The sequence below is a fragment of the Streptomyces sp. NPDC046881 genome (assembly GCF_040645015.1).
Classification (GTDB): domain Bacteria; phylum Actinomycetota; class Actinomycetes; order Streptomycetales; family Streptomycetaceae; genus Streptomyces.
This window is the reverse complement of sequence record NZ_JBEYXJ010000154.1, coordinates 1-15,692: the sequence shown is the minus strand read 5'-3', so window position 1 is coordinate 15,692 and position 15,692 is coordinate 1. Positions and strand designations below refer to the sequence as shown.

The 15,692-nt window shown below is 71.1% G+C and carries 10 protein-coding genes and 4 tRNA genes; 5 read left to right on the top strand and 9 right to left on the bottom strand.

The window, feature by feature from the left end; translation table 11 throughout:
* Positions 1 to 278: 278 nt before the first annotated feature.
* Positions 279 to 353 (bottom strand) — tRNA-Asp (locus ABZ923_RS38230).
* A gap of 94 nt (positions 354 to 447) precedes the next feature.
* The gene (gene hrpA, locus ABZ923_RS38225) at positions 448 to 4,392 is read right to left on the bottom strand and encodes an ATP-dependent RNA helicase HrpA (protein WP_361481959.1); all 3,945 of its coding nucleotides are present in this window, start codon (positions 4,390 to 4,392) and stop codon (positions 448 to 450) included.
* 88 nt (positions 4,393 to 4,480) lie between these two features.
* Here hrpA and ABZ923_RS38220 point away from each other — a divergent pair, with 88 nt between their 5' ends.
* Positions 4,481 to 5,539 carry an ABC transporter permease gene (locus ABZ923_RS38220; RefSeq protein ID WP_361481956.1) on the top strand — a complete coding sequence of 353 codons (1,059 nt, stop codon included), beginning with the start codon at positions 4,481 to 4,483 and terminating at the stop codon, positions 5,537 to 5,539.
* A gap of 183 nt (positions 5,540 to 5,722) precedes the next feature.
* On the opposite strand, the gene ABZ923_RS38215 is transcribed toward ABZ923_RS38220, so the two are convergent.
* The 7 genes from ABZ923_RS38215 to ABZ923_RS38185 form a co-directional block, all read right to left on the bottom strand.
* Positions 5,723 to 6,043: a hypothetical protein gene (locus tag ABZ923_RS38215; protein ID WP_361481953.1), complete on the bottom strand. Its 321-nt coding sequence runs from the start codon at positions 6,041 to 6,043 to the stop codon at positions 5,723 to 5,725.
* 72 nt (positions 6,044 to 6,115) lie between these two features.
* Positions 6,116 to 7,738, bottom strand: a complete 1,623-nt coding sequence (locus tag ABZ923_RS38210; protein ID WP_361481951.1) for a hypothetical protein — start codon at positions 7,736 to 7,738, stop codon at positions 6,116 to 6,118.
* A gap of 98 nt (positions 7,739 to 7,836) precedes the next feature.
* Positions 7,837 to 8,496: a histone deacetylase gene (locus ABZ923_RS38205; protein WP_361481948.1), complete on the bottom strand. Its 660-nt coding sequence runs from the start codon at positions 8,494 to 8,496 to the stop codon at positions 7,837 to 7,839.
* A gap of 106 nt (positions 8,497 to 8,602) precedes the next feature.
* A tRNA-Phe gene (locus tag ABZ923_RS38200) sits at positions 8,603 to 8,676 on the bottom strand.
* Between the two features lie 24 nt (positions 8,677 to 8,700).
* Positions 8,701 to 8,775, bottom strand: a tRNA-Asp gene (locus ABZ923_RS38195).
* A 36-nt stretch (positions 8,776 to 8,811) separates the two neighbouring features.
* A tRNA-Glu gene (locus tag ABZ923_RS38190) sits at positions 8,812 to 8,884 on the bottom strand.
* Positions 8,885 to 8,964: 80 nt separating this feature from the next.
* A complete protein-coding gene (locus tag ABZ923_RS38185; RefSeq protein WP_361481945.1) occupies positions 8,965 to 10,545 on the bottom strand; it encodes a metallophosphoesterase in 1,581 nt (526 codons plus the stop codon).
* 60 nt (positions 10,546 to 10,605) lie between these two features.
* On the opposite strand from ABZ923_RS38185, the gene ABZ923_RS38180 reads away from it, so the two are divergent.
* The 4 genes from ABZ923_RS38180 (at position 10,606) to ABZ923_RS38165 (ending at position 15,599) form a co-directional block, all read left to right on the top strand.
* The gene (locus ABZ923_RS38180) at positions 10,606 to 10,956 is read left to right on the top strand and encodes a metallopeptidase family protein (protein ID WP_030348836.1); all 351 of its coding nucleotides are present in this window, start codon (positions 10,606 to 10,608) and stop codon (positions 10,954 to 10,956) included.
* A 110-nt stretch (positions 10,957 to 11,066) separates the two neighbouring features.
* Positions 11,067 to 11,579: a hypothetical protein gene (locus ABZ923_RS38175; RefSeq protein ID WP_361481942.1), complete on the top strand. Its 513-nt coding sequence runs from the start codon at positions 11,067 to 11,069 to the stop codon at positions 11,577 to 11,579.
* Between the two features lie 215 nt (positions 11,580 to 11,794).
* Positions 11,795 to 13,966, top strand: a complete 2,172-nt coding sequence (locus ABZ923_RS38170; protein ID WP_361481939.1) for a DEAD/DEAH box helicase — start codon at positions 11,795 to 11,797, stop codon at positions 13,964 to 13,966.
* Positions 13,967 to 14,093: 127 nt separating this feature from the next.
* Positions 14,094 to 15,599: an amino acid permease gene (locus ABZ923_RS38165; RefSeq protein WP_361481936.1), complete on the top strand. Its 1,506-nt coding sequence runs from the start codon at positions 14,094 to 14,096 to the stop codon at positions 15,597 to 15,599.
* The last annotated feature ends 93 nt before the right edge of the window (positions 15,600 to 15,692 follow it).

Sequence of the window (15,692 nt, the reverse complement as noted above, 5' to 3'; positions counted from 1 at the left end):
GCAAGAAGGGCCCCTTCCGGGGGCCCTTCACGATGCGGTCCTGACGGGATGTGCTGTGTTTGATTGCGGCTCCGCCGCGGGCGCGGCCTCTGGCTCTGCGGTGGTCGGGGGTGTGTGAGGCCTGCTGTCCTGGGGGAGTGGCGGGCCTTACTGATGCGGTCCTGACGGGATGTGCTGTGTTTGATTGCGGCTCCGCCGCGGGCGCGGCCTCTGGCTCTGCGGTGGCGGGGGGTATGCGTAAGGCCCGCCGTCCCAGGGGATGGCGGGCCTTACTGATGCGGTCCTGACGGGATTTGAACCCGCGGCCTCCACCTTGACAGGGTGGCGAGCACTCCAAACTGCTCCACAGGACCTGGTGTCGCGGCGCTTGCTGGTGCGTTGCGCTGCGAGAAGGACTGTACAGGAGGGTGAGGGCGCTGGTCGAACTCACCCTCCGTACGCGTGCGGTTACGGGACGGCCGCGTCGATCGCCTTCACGATCCGCTTGTCCGAGACCGGGTACGCCGTGCCCAGCGCGTGGGCGAAGTAGCTGACCCGCAGCTCCTCGATCATCCAGCGGATCTCCAGCACCGAGGAGGCGACCGGCCGGCCCTTCGGGAGCTGTTCCAGGAGCCAGGCGTACTCGTCCTGCATCTCGTGGACCTTCTCCATGCGGGTCGTGTCCCGCTGGACGTTCGTCGGCATCTGCTGCAGGCGCCGGTCGGCGGCCACCAGATAGCGCATCAGGTCGGGCAGCCGCCGTATGCCCGCCCACGTCACGAAACCGGGCTTCACGAGGGCGTCCAGCTGCTTGCGGACGTCCGTGAGGTTTGCCAGCAGCACCGGGCTGCGCACGCCCTTCAGACGGCGCTCACAGGCCTGCCAGGCGGCCAGCACCTGCTGCACCTGGGCGACCGTACGCACCGTGGTGTCCACGATCTCCGCGCGCACCTTGTCGTACAGCTTCCGGTACGACTCCTCGTCCCACACCGGCCCCCCGAAGTCCGCGATCAGCTTGTCCGCCGCGGCCATCGCGCAGTCGTCGAACAGGGCCTGGACCGAGCCGTGCGGGTTCGCGGAGAGCGCCAGCTTCTGGGCGTTCGTCAGCTTCTCGGACGCGAACTTCGCCGGGTTCACCGGGATGTTGCGCAGGATCAGCCGGCGGGTGCCCTTCCACATGGCCTCGGCCTGCTCCGCCTCGGTGTCGAAGAGGCGGACCGAGACCGTGTCGCCGTCGTCCACGAGGGCCGGGTACGCCTTCACCGGCTGCCCGGCCCGGCGGGTCTCGAAGACCCGGGTGAGGGTGCCGATCGTCCAGTCCGTCAGGCCTTTGCGCTCCAAGGACTCCCCGCCCTCGCGGGACGCGGTCGCCGCCGCTGCCTGGGACAGGGCCTGGCGCGCCTTCGGCTTCAGGCGCAGCTTCAGCGCCTCCAGGTCCTTGTCCTCGGCCAGCTTCCGGCGCCGCTCGTCGACGATCCGGAAGGTGATCTTCAGGTGGTCGGGGACCCTCGCCCAGTCGAAGTCCTCCGCCTCGAACGGGACACCGACCATCCGCTTCAGCTCGCGCGCCATCGTCACCGTCAGCGGCTCCTGGAGGGGCACCGCCTTCTCCAGGAACGCCTTCGCGTAGTTCGGCGCCGGTACGTAGTGGCGGCGGATCGGCTTGGGCAGCGAGCGGATCAGCTCCGTCACCACCTCCTCCCGCAGGCCCGGGATCTGCCAGTCGAAGCCCTCGTCCGTGACCTGGTTGAGGACCTGGAGCGGGATGTGGACCGTCACGCCGTCGGCGTCCGCACCGGGCTCGAACTGGTACGTCACCCGGAACTTCAGCTGCCCCTGCCGCCAGCTGTCGGGATAGTCGGCCTTGGTGACCGCCTCCGCCGACTCCCGGATGAGCATCTCCCGCTCGAAGTCCAGGAAGTCCGGCTGCTCGTGGCGCTTGCGCTTCCACCAGGAGTCGAAGTGGGCGCCGGAGACGACGTGCTCGGGCACCCGCTGGTCGTAGAAGTCGAAGAGCGTGTCGTCGTCGACCACGATGTCCCGGCGCCGGGCGCGGTGCTCCAGCTCCTCGACCTCGCTCAGGAGTCTGCGGTTGTCGGCGAAGAACTTGTGGTGCGTGCGCCAGTCGCCCTCCACCAGCGCGTTGCGGATGAACAGTTCGCGGGAGACCGCGGGGTCGATCCGGCCGTAGTTCACCTTGCGCTGGGCGACGATCGGGACGCCGTACAGCGTGACCTTCTCGTACGCCATCACGGCCGCCTGGTCCTTCTCCCAGTGCGGTTCGCTGTACGTCCGCTTGAGGAGGTGTTCGGCGAGCGGCTCGACCCATTCCGGTTCGATCCTGGCGTTGACCCGCGCCCAGAGCCGGCTCGTCTCCACCAGCTCGGCCGACATCACGAACTTCGGCTGCTTCTTGAACAGCGCCGAGCCCGGGAAGATCGCGAACTTGGCGTTCCGGGCGCCCAGGTACTCGTTCTTGTTGCCGTCCTTCACGTCCTTCATCCCGATGTGGGAGAGGAGGCCGGCGAGGAGCGAGACGTGGATGCGGTCGGCCGGGGCCTCTTCCTCGGCGAGATGGATGCCCATCTGCTTGGCGACCGTGCGCAGCTGGGTGTAGATGTCCTGCCATTCGCGAATGCGCAGGAAGTTCAGGTACTCCTGCTTGCACATCCGGCGGAAGGACGACGACCCCCGCTCCTTCTGCTGCTCGCGGATGTACCGCCACAGGTTCAGGTAGGCGAGGAAGTCGCTGGTCTCGTCCTTGAAGCGGGCGTGCTGCTGGTCGGCCTGGGCCTGCTTCTCGGCCGGGCGCTCGCGCGGGTCCTGGATGGACAGCGCGGCGGCGATGACCATCACCTCGCGGACGCAGCCGTTCCGGTCGGCTTCCAGGACCATCCGGGCCAGGCGCGGGTCGACCGGCAGCTGGGCCAGCTTGCGGCCGGTGTCCGTCAGCCGCTTGCGCGGGTCCTTCTGCGCCGGGTCCAGCGCGCCCAGCTCCTGGAGCAGCTGCACGCCGTCGCGGATGTTGCGGTGGTCCGGCGGGTCGATGAAGGGGAACTTCTCGATGTCGCCGAGGCCGGCCGCGGTCATCTGCAGGATGACGGAGGCCAGGTTCGTCCGGAGGATCTCCGGGTCGGTGAACTCCGGGCGGGCGAGGAAGTCCTCCTCGGAGTACAGGCGGATGCAGATGCCGTCGGAGGTACGGCCGCAGCGGCCCTTGCGCTGGTTGGCGCTGGCCTGCGAGACCGGCTCGATCGGCAGCCGCTGGACCTTGGTGCGGTGGCTGTAGCGGCTGATCCGGGCGAAGCCGGGGTCGATGACGTACTTGATGCCCGGGACGGTCAGGGAGGTCTCGGCGACGTTGGTCGCCAGAACGATCCTGCGCCCGGTGTGCTGCTGGAACACCCGGTGCTGCTCGGCGTGGGAGAGCCGGGCGTACAGCGGCAGGATCTCGGTGAACCGGTATTTCCTCTTCTCCAGCGCGTCCGCGGTGTCCCGGATCTCCCGCTCCCCGGAGAGGAAGACCAGGATGTCGCCCGGACCCTCGGCCTGGAGTTCCTCGACGGCGTCGCAGATCGCGGTGATCTGGTCGCGGTCGGCGTCGTCCGACTCCTCCTCCAGCAGGGGGCGGTAGCGGACCTCCACCGGGTACGTCCGCCCGCTCACCTCGACGATCGGGGCGTCGCCGAAGTGCCGGGAGAAGCGCTCGGGGTCGATGGTCGCCGAGGTGATGACGACCTTCAGGTCCGGGCGCTTGGGCAGCAGCTGGGCGAGGTAGCCCAGCAGGAAGTCGATGTTCAGGGACCGCTCGTGGGCCTCGTCGATGATGATCGTGTCGTAGGCGCGCAGCTCGCGGTCGGTCTGGATCTCGGCGAGCAGGATGCCGTCCGTCATCAGCTTGATGAAGGTGGCGTCCGGGTTGACCTGGTCGGTGAAGCGGACCTTCCAGCCGACGGACTCGCCGAGGGGCGTCCGCAGCTCCTCCGCGACCCGCTCGGCGACGGTCCGGGCGGCGATCCGGCGGGGCTGGGTGTGCCCGATCATGCCGCGCACGCCCCGGCCCAGCTCCAGACAGATCTTCGGGATCTGCGTGGTCTTGCCGGAACCGGTCTCACCGGCCACGATGACGACCTGGTGATCGCGGATGGCCTCCGCGATCACGTCCTTCTTCTGGCTGACCGGAAGCTGCTCGGGATAGGTGACGGCCGGCACGCGGGAGCGGCGCTCGGCCATCCGGGCCGCGGCCTTGCCGATCTCGCCGTCGATCTCGGCGAGGACGGCGGCACGGGCCTCCGGCTTACGGATCTTGCGCGCGCCCTCCAGCCGCCGCCCGAGCCGGTGCGCGTCGCGCAGCGACAGCTCGGTCAGACGGGGGGCGAGGGTGCCGAGGGCGGGGGCGGGATGCGTAGACATACGCGATCCAGGATCTCACCTCGGCGGAAAATCACGCGAACGATTTCAACCGGGGCGGGATGTCATGGCATGACCTAGCGTGGGCGACATGCCCGATTCCCCTCGCGGAGAGCACGGCAACCCCCGATCCCGCGCGGACCGCTGGACGGCGTTCCGGGAGTCCCCCTTCCTGCCCGCCACGGTCCTCCTGCTCATCCTCGCCGCCGCGGCGGGCCTCTTCGCCGGGTCGTACACGTACGCCATGGCCAACCCGACCCCGCACAGCATCCCCACGGCGGTGACCGGCGCCCATGACCGGCCCACCGCCCGGCGCTTCGTCGACGGCATGGAAGAGGCGCTGCACGCCTCCCTGAAGCTGCGCCCGTACGGCAGCCGCCGGGACGCGGTGCGGGCGGTGGACGAGCAGAAGGTGTTCGCGGTGGTCGACGCGCCCGCCGACGGCCGGACGATCACGCTGGACGTGTCCGGGGCGTCCGGCGCGACGGTCGCCGAGGTGCTCGCCGAGACGGCGGTGAAGGTCGGCAGGGCAACCGGCACGCCCGTGACGGTCCACGACCTCAACCCGCTCCAGCGGGGCGACCCGCGAGGCCTGGCGATCTTCTACATCTCGCTCGCCGCCGTGATCGTCGGCTTCGTCGGCGCCATCCAGCTGAGCGTGCACGCGAGGGAGCTGAACCCGCTGGAGCGGATCGCGTTCACCGCCGCCTACGCGCTGCTCGGCGGTTTCGTGATCGCCGCGGTGGTGGACTGGCTGCTGGGCGCGCTGAAGCTGCCGTTCGTGGAGTCCTGGCTGATCCTGGCCCTGACGATGTTCACCTCGGGCATGGTGTTCACGATGTTCAACACCCTGCTCGGGCGCTGGGCCATGCTGCCGACCTGGGGCCTGATGGTGCTGCTGGGCAACCCGTCGTCCGGCGGGGCCGTCTCCTGGCCCCTGCTGCCGTCGCCGCTCGGCACGATCGGCCGCTGGCTGCCGCCCGGCGGCTCGGTGAACGCCCAGCACACCGCGGTGTACTTCCGCGGCCACCAGCACGCCTTCCCGTTCCTGGTGCTGGCGGGCTGGACGGTCGTCTCCTGCGCGGTGTTCCTGATCTGGCGCCACCGCCACCCCGGCGGCAGGCCGACCGGGGAGGCGCCCGCGGGCTAGGGTCTTTCTTCCGGATCAGGCCGGCCCCGGGCGACCGCGCCACCTGGCCGACCCGAGCGGGGCTTGGTGCGTGCAGCTGCAAGGCGGAGGAGGGAGTCGACGCGGAGCGTCGAGGACCGACGACAACGCCGCAGATGTGCGTGCCAAGCCCCGCGACACCGGCAAGATCCGGAAGAGAGGCCCTTAGGGGGTGCGCTGTGCGGGCGGGGTCTGCGGGGCGGGCTCGGGGTGGCTGCGGGCCGGGCGGTCTCCCAGCGCGATCGACCTCGCGGTGTTGGAGACGGCCTTGATGCCCAGGTAGGCGGTGGTCATGCTGCTGACGGCGGTGAACGCGGCGGTGAGGATGCCGACGATCACCGCCTTGTCCCCGTCGAGCCGCCACACGCCGAAGACCGCGACCGCGGCGATCGCCAGGTTGCTGACGACGACCGCGAGCAGCCCGTACCGGGCCCGGACCTTCTCCAGCTCGGTGTCCCGGATGGCTCCGGCCTCGTCCCGGCTCATGTCTCCCCCCGTCCCCGCGCACCACGCGCGGCCCGCCTGAACGTAGCGCCGGCCGGGCGTGGTGCCAAGGCGTCACCGCACGTCGACGTAGTCCTCCCGGCCACTGCTCACGAAGTGCCTGCTGTCGGGGTACAGGAAGACGGGCACCCAGGTGCCGTCCTGCCTGGCCGTGAAGCCCTTGCTGAAGGATCCGGAGCTCTTCGTGGTGACCGTGGCCATCAGATACCAGCTCGTCGCGCCCTTGGGCCGGAAGAGGATCTGCACCTTCCTGGAGCCGTACGCCTTCCACGTGCCGGAGCCGACCGCGCGCTCCTGGAGCACGCCCTTGACGGTGATGGTCCTGCCCTTGGTCACCGGCTCCGGGGACGCGTTGGCGTCCTTGATCCGGGTGAGCGCGCGGTTGCGGCGCAGGCTGTTGCTGGTGGTGCCCTTGATGTCCTTGGTGCTGGAACCGGCGTAGCGCAGGCGCCAGTAGCCGTCCGTGTAACCGGGGATCTTGTCGGCGGTGAACTGGGAGCCGAAGCTGGCCTTCAGGGTCTTCTTCGTGCTCCAGCCGGTCTTGCCGTCCGGCGAGTACTGGACGTCCACAGCGGCCTGGTCGTTGACGTCACGGCCGATCAGGTCGAGCGTGCCGGTGACCTTCAGCTGCGCGTACTTGTCCAGCGACGCGGTGAAACCGGTGAACTTCGTCGTCGCCGTGACCGCCACGGTGACGTCCGCCGTGCTGTGCTGCGCGAACGGCGTGTACGACGTGAAGGCGATCTCGTAGACGCTCTTGGATCCGTAGGGCGTCCGGACGAAGGAGAAGCGGCCGTTCGCGTCGGTCGTCGCGTCGACCGGGCTGCAGGTGCTGCACTCCTTGTAGTCCATCTCCAGCGGGATGCCGGACAGCGGCTTCCAGTCGGCACCGCTCTGGTACTGGAGCGTGCCGGTGACGTCGATCTTCTGGCCGGTGGTGACGTGGAAGCTGCTCTTGTCCAGGACCATCCGGGTCGGCGCGGCCTTCGGCCAGACCTGGATCGGAGTGGCGGCGGCGAAGCCCAGGCCGCCGTCGTAGTCGGCGGAGACCCAGCCGGACTGCTTCAGCTGGTGCGGGACGGCGAAGTGCCCGGCCTCGTCCGTGACGGCGGTCGTCTCATAGCCGCCCCCGTCGAACGAGAGGTTCACGGTGGCCCCGGGCAACGGCACGGTCTCCCGGGTGCCGGGGTCGCGGACGACCATGTCGCCGGCGGCCGTGACCGTCTGGTGCTCGATGTCCGGCTCGCCGGGCGTGACGGCGAAGCTGCTGAAGACGGGCTGCTTCGCGTAGTGCAGCGTGCCCGCGTTCTGCTCGACGGTGGTCTCGCCGGAGCCGTCCGTGGCCTCGACGTCGACGGTGTAGTCGCCGAGGGCGTCCAGGTGGATCGGCTGGGACGCCCACACGGCGTCCCACGGGCTGGACTCGTACCGCTTGGTGAAGTCGGTGATCGTGGCCACCGGCGCGTCGGTCGCGCTGCTGCCGGCCGGGCGGAGCCTGGCGACGAGCTTGCTGACCTCGCCGCTGAAGTTGAGGCGTACGTCGAGGACCGACCAGTCGGCCTGGTCGCTGTACGCGTCCCGGACGGTCGGGCCCGCGGCGTGGGCGGTGCCGGGGAGGGCGAGCGTGGCGACCAGGACGGCCCCGGCCGTCACCAACCCTCTGGAAATCTGTCTCAAGTACCCCCCTCAGGGTCCCTGTACGGCGAGACCCCTCCGCTCCAGCGGGAGTGGGTTCTCGCCAAATGTGGCCTGATCGTACTGGCCACCTTCGCGGGCTAGTCGAGGAGGGCGGCGATCTCCTGCGGCGACCAGTGGTCCGTGGCGCCGGGGCAGGCCGCGACATAGGAGGCGACCGCGTCCAGGTCCCACGCGCCGGCGGAGAGCAGGCCCTCGGCCAGGAAGCGGAGGTAGGCGGCGGAGGGAGGAACCCACTGCACGTCGTGCATCCCCCACGGCGCCGTGAAGGTCAGGACCGGCATGCCGTCCACCTGGCCGGCACAGACGAGCGTCTCGTAGCGACCCTCGCCGAGCACGGCGCGCCCCTGGGTGAGGACGTCCACCAGGTCCAGGTCCGCGCCCGGCGCCCGGTACATCTCCTGAGCGGCGATGTCGGCGAACTGTCCGGCGGTCACCAGGTGCGCCCTGGCCAGCACCCGCCCGTTCCCGTCCGGGTCGTAGAAGGCGCGCCCGCCTCCCCACACCGGTGACCTGGTGGCGAAGTACATCGCGCCGGTCAGTTCCACGGGGATCGACCGGGCCGGCATGGCGGGGTCGCGGCACCCCGGGTACTCCATGGCGCCACCGGGCGGGCACCCGCCCCTGAGGTAGGCGGCCAGCCGGTCCAGGTGCACGTTGGAGCCGTAGGACGTGTACCAGACGCGCTCGGGATACCAGTCGAGCGGCAGCGTCGGGTCGATGCTCGGTAAGGCCTTCACCTGGCGGTGCTCCGTCGGTGTCCCGGGGGCAGGGCTCGTACAGCCGGTATGAAAGAGGCCCTCTCCACGATCGTGGAGAGGGCCTCTGCCCTGGTTAGGGCGGCTGTGGCTGGGGCCGGGGTCGAACCGGCGACCTTCCGCTTTTCAGGCGGACGCTCGTACCAACTGAGCTACCCAGCCACGGTGTTTCACGTGAAACACCAGCGGTCCTGACGGGATTTGAACCCGCGGCCTCCACCTTGACAGGGTGGCGAGCACTCCAAACTGCTCCACAGGACCAAGCTTGCGTGCAACAGTGTCGCACACGGTATTGCGTGCCCCCAACGGGATTCGAACCCGTGCTACCGCCTTGAAAGGGCGGCGTCCTAGGCCGCTAGACGATGAGGGCTATCGGCCCGCCTGGGCGCTTGTCAGCGCGTCGGGGACGTGAGAAGCATATGGGATGCCGACGGGTATCGCCAAAACGGTTTACGGCGAGGTGGCGGGAGCGGTCGGCGAGGGGGAGCGCGGGGCGCCCGTGGCCCCCGGCGAGGGAGAGCGCGAGGCACCGGGGCCGCCCGGCTGGTTGTCGTCCGCCAGATGGCGGCTGACCTCGGCCGTCGTCAGTCCCAGACCCCCCAGCTTGATCGCGTCCCAGGCCTGCAGCCGATGGCTGTCCCGGTCGAAGTAGAGGATCGAGGCCTCGATCGGGGCGGGGTACTTGCGCTCCACGGCACGCAGCCCGCTGCCGCCGGTCGACCCCTCCCTGCGCAGCCGGGTGCCGTACGGCAACAGCTCCGTCCCTTCGTGGTGCAGGTGCCCGCACAGCACCAGCGGCACCTCGCCGTCGGTCTCCCGCGCGGCGGACGGCTCGTGCGCGACCGCCACGTCCACCGGGGAGCCGGCCGTCCGCTGGTCGTGCAGGGCGCTGGCCAGCCGGGCACCCGCCAGCTGCTCGGATGCCTCGCCACCGGGCGCCGCCGAGCGGTCGGGGGTGAACTGCGGATCACCGATGCCCGCGAACCGCAGGCCCCCCACCGTCCGGGCCCGGCCGTCGTCCAGGACGTGCACGTTCTTCATGCGCTCCAGGTAGCGCTGGGTGATCCGCGAGTCGTGGTTGCCGCGCACCCAGACGTACGGCACGCCCAGGTCCCGGATCGGATCCAGGAAGCCGTTCTCCGCCGCCGTGCCGTGGTCCATCGTGTCGCCGGAGTCGACGATCACGTTCACCTGGTACTGCTTCACCAGCGAGCCGATGATCTTCCAGGCGGCCGGGTTGAGGTGGATGTCCGACACGTGCAGGACCCGGATGGTGGAGGGGTCCGGCCGGTACGCCGGGAGCGTGGACGTGACATCGTAGAGCTTCGTCACGTTCGTCACCAGGCGCGCCAACTCCTTCTGGTAGACGTCGAATTCCGTGACGATGCTGCGGGCGTTGCCCACCACGGACGGCGCCGAGCCGAGCAGCCCGGAGAACCTCGGCTCCAGGACCGACTTCGGGTTCCAGGTGGCGTACGCCGACGCGCCCGAGGCGGCCAGCAGGGCCAGGGCCAGCCCGCCGGCGGCCAGCGCCCGGCGCGGGCGGCGGTAGACGGCGAGGCCCAGGGCCGTGGCCCCGGAGACCACGGCGACGCAGGAGCGCACGGCCAGGTCGAGCGTGCCGTGCTCAACGTCCCGGGCGACCTCCTCCTGCAGGCCGGAGATCCGCTCCGGGTGGTCCACCAGCGCCTGCGAGCGCAGCGGATCCAGCTGGTCGACGTTCACGTCCAGCCGGACCGGGGCCACATGGCTGTCCAGGGTGAGCGCGCCCAGCGGGGACACGTTGATCTTCGTACCGCCGTGCAGGGAGGGGCGCAGCGCCATCGTCGTGTCCATCGGACCGACCGGGGCCCGGACGTTGCCGACGATCAGCAGCCCCAGCCAGGCGCCGGCCAGGACCACCGCGGTGAGGCCGAGGGCGCGCAGCCAGGGCCGGGGGCGGGCGGCGAGTTCGAGGGCGGGCAGCGGGCGGGTGCGGTTCGAGGTCCGGTTCAGCATGGTGCTCAGGGCTGCGAGGGGGACGCGGGCCATTGGTCCCGTATGCCCGGACGCGACGGTGGATATGCGGCACCGTTACCGGACAATGGCCCTGTGCTGGAGATGACGCGCGAGGAGTTCGAGGAACTGGTCGCCGAGGCGCTCGACCGGATCCCGCCGGAGCTGACACGGCTGATGGACAATGTCGCGGTGTTCGTCGAGGACGAACCGCCCGCCGACGATCCCGAGCTGCTCGGGCTCTACGAGGGGACGCCGCTGACCGACCGGGGCGAGTGGTACGCGGGTGTCCTGCCGGACCGGATCACCGTCTACCGGGGGCCGACGCTCAGGATGTGCGAGAGCCGCGAGGACGTGGTCGCCGAAACCGAGGTGACCGTCGTGCACGAGATCGCCCACCACTTCGGTATCGACGACGCCCGGCTGCACGCCCTCGGGTACGGATGACCCGGAGCGGGGGTGCGGGCGGAGGGTGATGGGGGCGGGGCGCGTGTCCTCTTGCGGGCGGCGGGAGTTGGGGAGGTTGACTTCTTTCCTTGCCCCCGGAGGTGGCCGCCGTGCGCCCCTTGTACGTACCCGTCCGTCTCGCCGCCGCGGTCCTGGCCGTCACCGCCGCCGCCGGCTGCGTGAACGTGGGCGACGACGCGGGCCGGGCCCGGCCCTCCCATCCGGCGGGACAGCGCGGCGGCGAGGCCCCCGACGGCGGCCCGGTGGACGGGGTGGGCGGCCTCGCCCGCGAGGCGGGCCGGGCGGGGGACGGCAAGCACGGGCACGGCGGCAAGGCGAAGAAGGGGGAGTCGGCCCCGGCGTCGGCCTCCCCGTCGGCCGCGCGCAGCGTCTCGCACGCGCCGGCCGAGCCGGGCCGGACGGTCCAGCCCGGGGACCCGGAGCCGACCAAGGACCAGCCGACGCCTCCCGTGACCTCCGCCCCGGCCGAGCCGCCGGCCTCCACCACGCCGCCGCCCGTCACCGAGCCGCCGTCGGCCGAGCCGTCCTCGTCGGCGCACGAGGAGACCGGGCCGCAGTTGGAGCAGCGGGAGCCGGCGCCCCGGGCAGGGGTGCCCGCCTAGAGCGTGACCAGCGTCTCCATGAGCTGGTTTGCCTTCAGGGGTGGGAGGTGCGTATGGTGGTAGATCGTTTGATCCCATTTGCCCGGCGCCATCGCAGAGAGCGCCGTGTGGCGCGTACTCTCCTTTGCCGTGGCGGACCGCATTGAGGCGGTCGTGAGCGAAACACGGAGTTGACGGGCGCGTGCCGAAGAGACTCCGGAAGGTTTCGCATTCGCATGTCCGTGTCCAGTACTGACCAGATCGTCGTGTCCGAGAACGACAACGAGCTCGAGAACGAACTCGTCGACGTGACGACCGAGGTCACCGAGGCCCCCGAGGCCGCTGACACCACCCCCCAGTCCCCCCAGATCACCTTCGCCGACCTCGGCCTCCCCGAGGGCATCGTGCGCAAGCTCGCGCAGAACGGCGTGACGACCCCCTTCCCGATCCAGGCCGCGACCATCCCGGACGCCCTGGCCGGCAAGGACATCCTCGGCCGTGGCCGCACCGGCTCCGGCAAGACCCTCTCCTTCGGCCTGCCGACCCTGGCCCAGCTGGCCGGCGGCCGGACGCAGAAGCACAAGCCCCGCGCGGTCATCCTCACCCCGACCCGTGAGCTGGCCATGCAGGTCGCCGACGCCCTCCAGCCGTACGGCGACGTCCTCGGCCTGAAGATGAAGGTCGTCTGCGGCGGCACCTCCATGGGCAACCAGATCTACGCCCTGGAGCGCGGCGTCGACATCCTCGTCGCCACCCCCGGCCGGCTGCGCGACATCATCAACCGCGGCGCCTGCTCCCTGGAGGACGTGCAGATCGCCGTCCTGGACGAGGCCGACCAGATGTCCGACCTGGGCTTCCTGCCCGAGGTCACCGAGCTGCTCGACCAGGTGCCGGCCGGCGGCCAGCGCATGCTCTTCTCCGCCACGATGGAGAACGAGATCAAGACCCTGGTCGACCGCTACCTGAACGAGCCCGTCCTGCACGAGGTGGACGCGGCCCAGGGCGCGGTGACGACCATGTCGCACCACATCCTCATCGTGAAGCCCAAGGACAAGGCGCCGGTCACCGCCGCGATCGCCTCCCGCAAGGGCCGTACGATCATCTTCGTCCGCACCCAGCTGGGCGCCGACCGCGTCGCCGAGCAGCTGCGCGAGTCCGGCGTGAAGGCCGACGCGCTGCACGGCGGCATGACCCAGGGCGCGCGTACCCGCACCCTGGCCGACTTCAAGGACGGCTACGTCAACGTCCTGGTCGCCACCGACGTCGCCGCGCGCGGCATCCACGTCGACGGCATCGACCTGGTCCTGAACGTGGACCCGGCCGGCGACCACAAGGACTACCTGCACCGCGCCGGCCGTACCGCCCGTGCGGGCCGTACCGGCACGGTCGTCTCGCTGTCCCTGCCGCACCAGCGGCGCCAGATCTTCCGCCTGATGGAGGACGCCGGCGTCGACGCGGCCCGCCACATCATCCAGGGCGGTGCCGCCTTCGACCCGGAGGTCGCCGAGATCACCGGCGCCCGCTCGATGACCGAGGTCCAGGCCGAGTCCGCCGGCAACGCCGCCCAGCAGGCCGAGCGCGAGGTCGCCCAGCTCACCAAGCAGCTGGAGCGCGCCCAGCGCCGCGCGACCGAGCTGCGCGAGGAGGCCGACCGGCTGGTCGCCCGGGTCGCCCGCGAGCGTGGCGACGACCCGGAGGCCGCGGTGGCCGAGGCCCAGGCGACGGCGGCGGAGCAGCTCGCCGTGGCCGAGGAGCCGGTGGAGCGCGAGACCGAGCGCGAGGAGCGTCCGGCGGCTTCGGCGCCGTACGAGCGCCGGGAGCGGCGCGGCTTCGAGCGTCGCGAGGACCGTCGCGACGACCGCGGTGGCCGTGGCTTCGAGCGCCGGGACGACCGCGGCGACCGGGGCGAGCGCCGTCCGTTCGACCGGGACCGTGGTTTCGAACGTCGTGACGACCGTCGTGACGACCGCGGTGGCCGTGGTTTCGAGCGCCGTGACGACCGTCGCGACGACCGGGGCGGCCGTGGCTTCGAGCGCCGTGACGACCGGGGCGGCCGTGGCTTCGAGCGTCGTGACGACCGTCGTGACGACCGCGGTGGCCGTGGCTTCGAGCGCCGGGACGACCGCGGCGAGCGGGGCGAGCGGGGCGAGCGGGGCGAGCGCCGTCCGTTCGACCGTGACCGCGGTGGCCGTTCCTTCGAGCGCCGTGACGACCGTGGCGGCTTCCGCCGTGACGAGCGCAGCGGCCACCGGGGCAGCGACCGCCCGTTCAACCGCGACCGCCGCGACGACCGCCCGGGCTTCCGCTCCGGCGGCCACGAGCGCCCCTACGGCCGTCGTGACGACCACCGCGGCAACGGCTCCTTCGGCCGCCGCGAGGACAAGCCGCGCTGGAAGCGCAACGGCTGACGCCGAGTGAGGCAGTGAGGCAAGGGCCCGTACGACACGTTCGTACGGGCCCTTCCGCGTGCCCGGGGTAGGTTTCCGGTCATCGGGTGACGCATGTCACGCCCCCGGTGCGGGAATTGCTGGGGGCATGACAGATGACGCGAGAGCGGCCGGACCGTCGGACGAGGAACGGCTGGCCCAGCTCGGCTACACCCAGGTCCTCGCCCGCCGTATGTCGGCGTTCTCGAACTACGCCGTCTCCTTCACGATCATCTCGGTGCTGTCCGGCTGTCTGACCCTCTACCTCTTCGGCATGACCACGGGCGGCCCCGCCGTGATCACCTGGGGCTGGGTCGCGGTCGGCCTGATGACCCTGTTCGTGGGCCTGTCGATGGCCGAGATCTGCTCGGCCTACCCGACCTCGGCCGGCCTGTACTTCTGGGCCCACCGCCTGGCGCCCCCGCGCTCCGCGGCGGCCTGGGCGTGGTTCACCGGCTGGTTCAACGTGCTGGGCCAGGTGGCGGTGACCGCGGGCATCGACTTCGGGGCGGCCTCCTTCCTGGGCGCCTGGCTGAACCTCCAGTTCGGCTTCGAGGTGACCCCGGGCCGCACGGTGGCGCTGTTCGCGGCGATCCTCGTCCTGCACGGCCTGCTGAACACCTTCGGCGTGCGGATCGTCGCCTTCCTGAACAGCGTGAGCGTGTGGTGGCACGTCCTCGGGGTCGCGGTGATCGTCGCCGCGCTCGCCCTGGTCCCCGACCACCACCAGTCGGCGTCCTTCGTCTTCACGCACTTCGTGGACAGGACCGGCTGGGGCAGCGGGCCGTACGTGGTGCTGCTGGGACTGCTGATGGCCCAGTACACGTTCACCGGCTACGACGCCTCCGCCCACATGACCGAGGAGACCCGCGACGCGGCCACCGCGGGCCCCAAGGGCATCGTCCGCTCCATCTGGACCTCCTGGATCGCCGGCTTCGTCCTGCTCCTCGGCTTCACCTTCGCCATCCAGTCGTACGACAGGGCACTCGCGTCCCCCACCGGCGCCCCGCCCGCCCAGATCCTCCTGGACGCCCTCGGCGCCACGGCCGGCAAACTCCTGCTGCTGGTGGTGATCGGCGCCCAGCTGTTCTGCGGCATGGCCTCCGTGACCGCCAACAGCCGCATGATCTACGCCTTTTCCCGGGACGGCGCGCTGCCCTTCTCCCGCGTCTGGCACACGGTCAGCCCCCGCACCCGCACCCCCGTGGCGGCGGTCTGGCTGGCCGCGCTGGGCGCGCTGGCCCTGGGCCTGCCGTACCTGATCAACACGACGGCCTACGCGGCGGTGACGTCGATCGCGGTCATCGGCCTGTACATCGCGTACGTCATCCCGACCTACCTGCGCGTCCGCAAGGGCACCGCGTTCACCCCCGGCCCCTGGCACCTGGGCAGGTGGTCGGGCGCCGTCGGGGTCGTCTCGGTGGCCTGGGTCGTGCTGATCACGGTCCTCTTCATGCTTCCCCAGGTCTCCCCGGTCACCTGGAAGACCTTCAACTACGCCCCGGTGGCCGTCCTGGTCGTCCTGGGCTTCGCCGCGACCTGGTGGCTGGCCTCGGCCCGCCACTGGTTCCTCACCCGGCGCCCGGCCCCGGCCCCCATCCCGGCCGAAAAGTAACCATCCCCCCGATCCCGCCACTCCCGACGCGGCCGTGGGGGCGCGGCCCCCAACGCGCGACCCCCCCCAACCGCGAAGGCGCGGGCCGCGCCC

Bases quoted from the DNA above. Each gene is read 5' to 3' on its own strand.
- ABZ923_RS38170 (WP_361481939.1), top strand. From the start codon at position 11,795: ATGTCCGTGTCCAGTACTGACCAGATCGTCGTGTCCGAGAACGACAAC.
- ABZ923_RS38215 (WP_361481953.1), bottom strand. From the start codon at position 6,043: ATGAGCCGGGACGAGGCCGGAGCCATCCGGGACACCGAGCTGGAGAAG.
- hrpA (WP_361481959.1), bottom strand. From the start codon at position 4,392: ATGTCTACGCATCCCGCCCCCGCCCTCGGCACCCTCGCCCCCCGTCTG.
- ABZ923_RS38165 (WP_361481936.1), top strand. From the start codon at position 14,094: ATGACAGATGACGCGAGAGCGGCCGGACCGTCGGACGAGGAACGGCTG.
- ABZ923_RS38220 (WP_361481956.1), top strand. From the start codon at position 4,481: ATGCCCGATTCCCCTCGCGGAGAGCACGGCAACCCCCGATCCCGCGCG.
- ABZ923_RS38185 (WP_361481945.1), bottom strand. From the start codon at position 10,545: ATGGCCCGCGTCCCCCTCGCAGCCCTGAGCACCATGCTGAACCGGACC.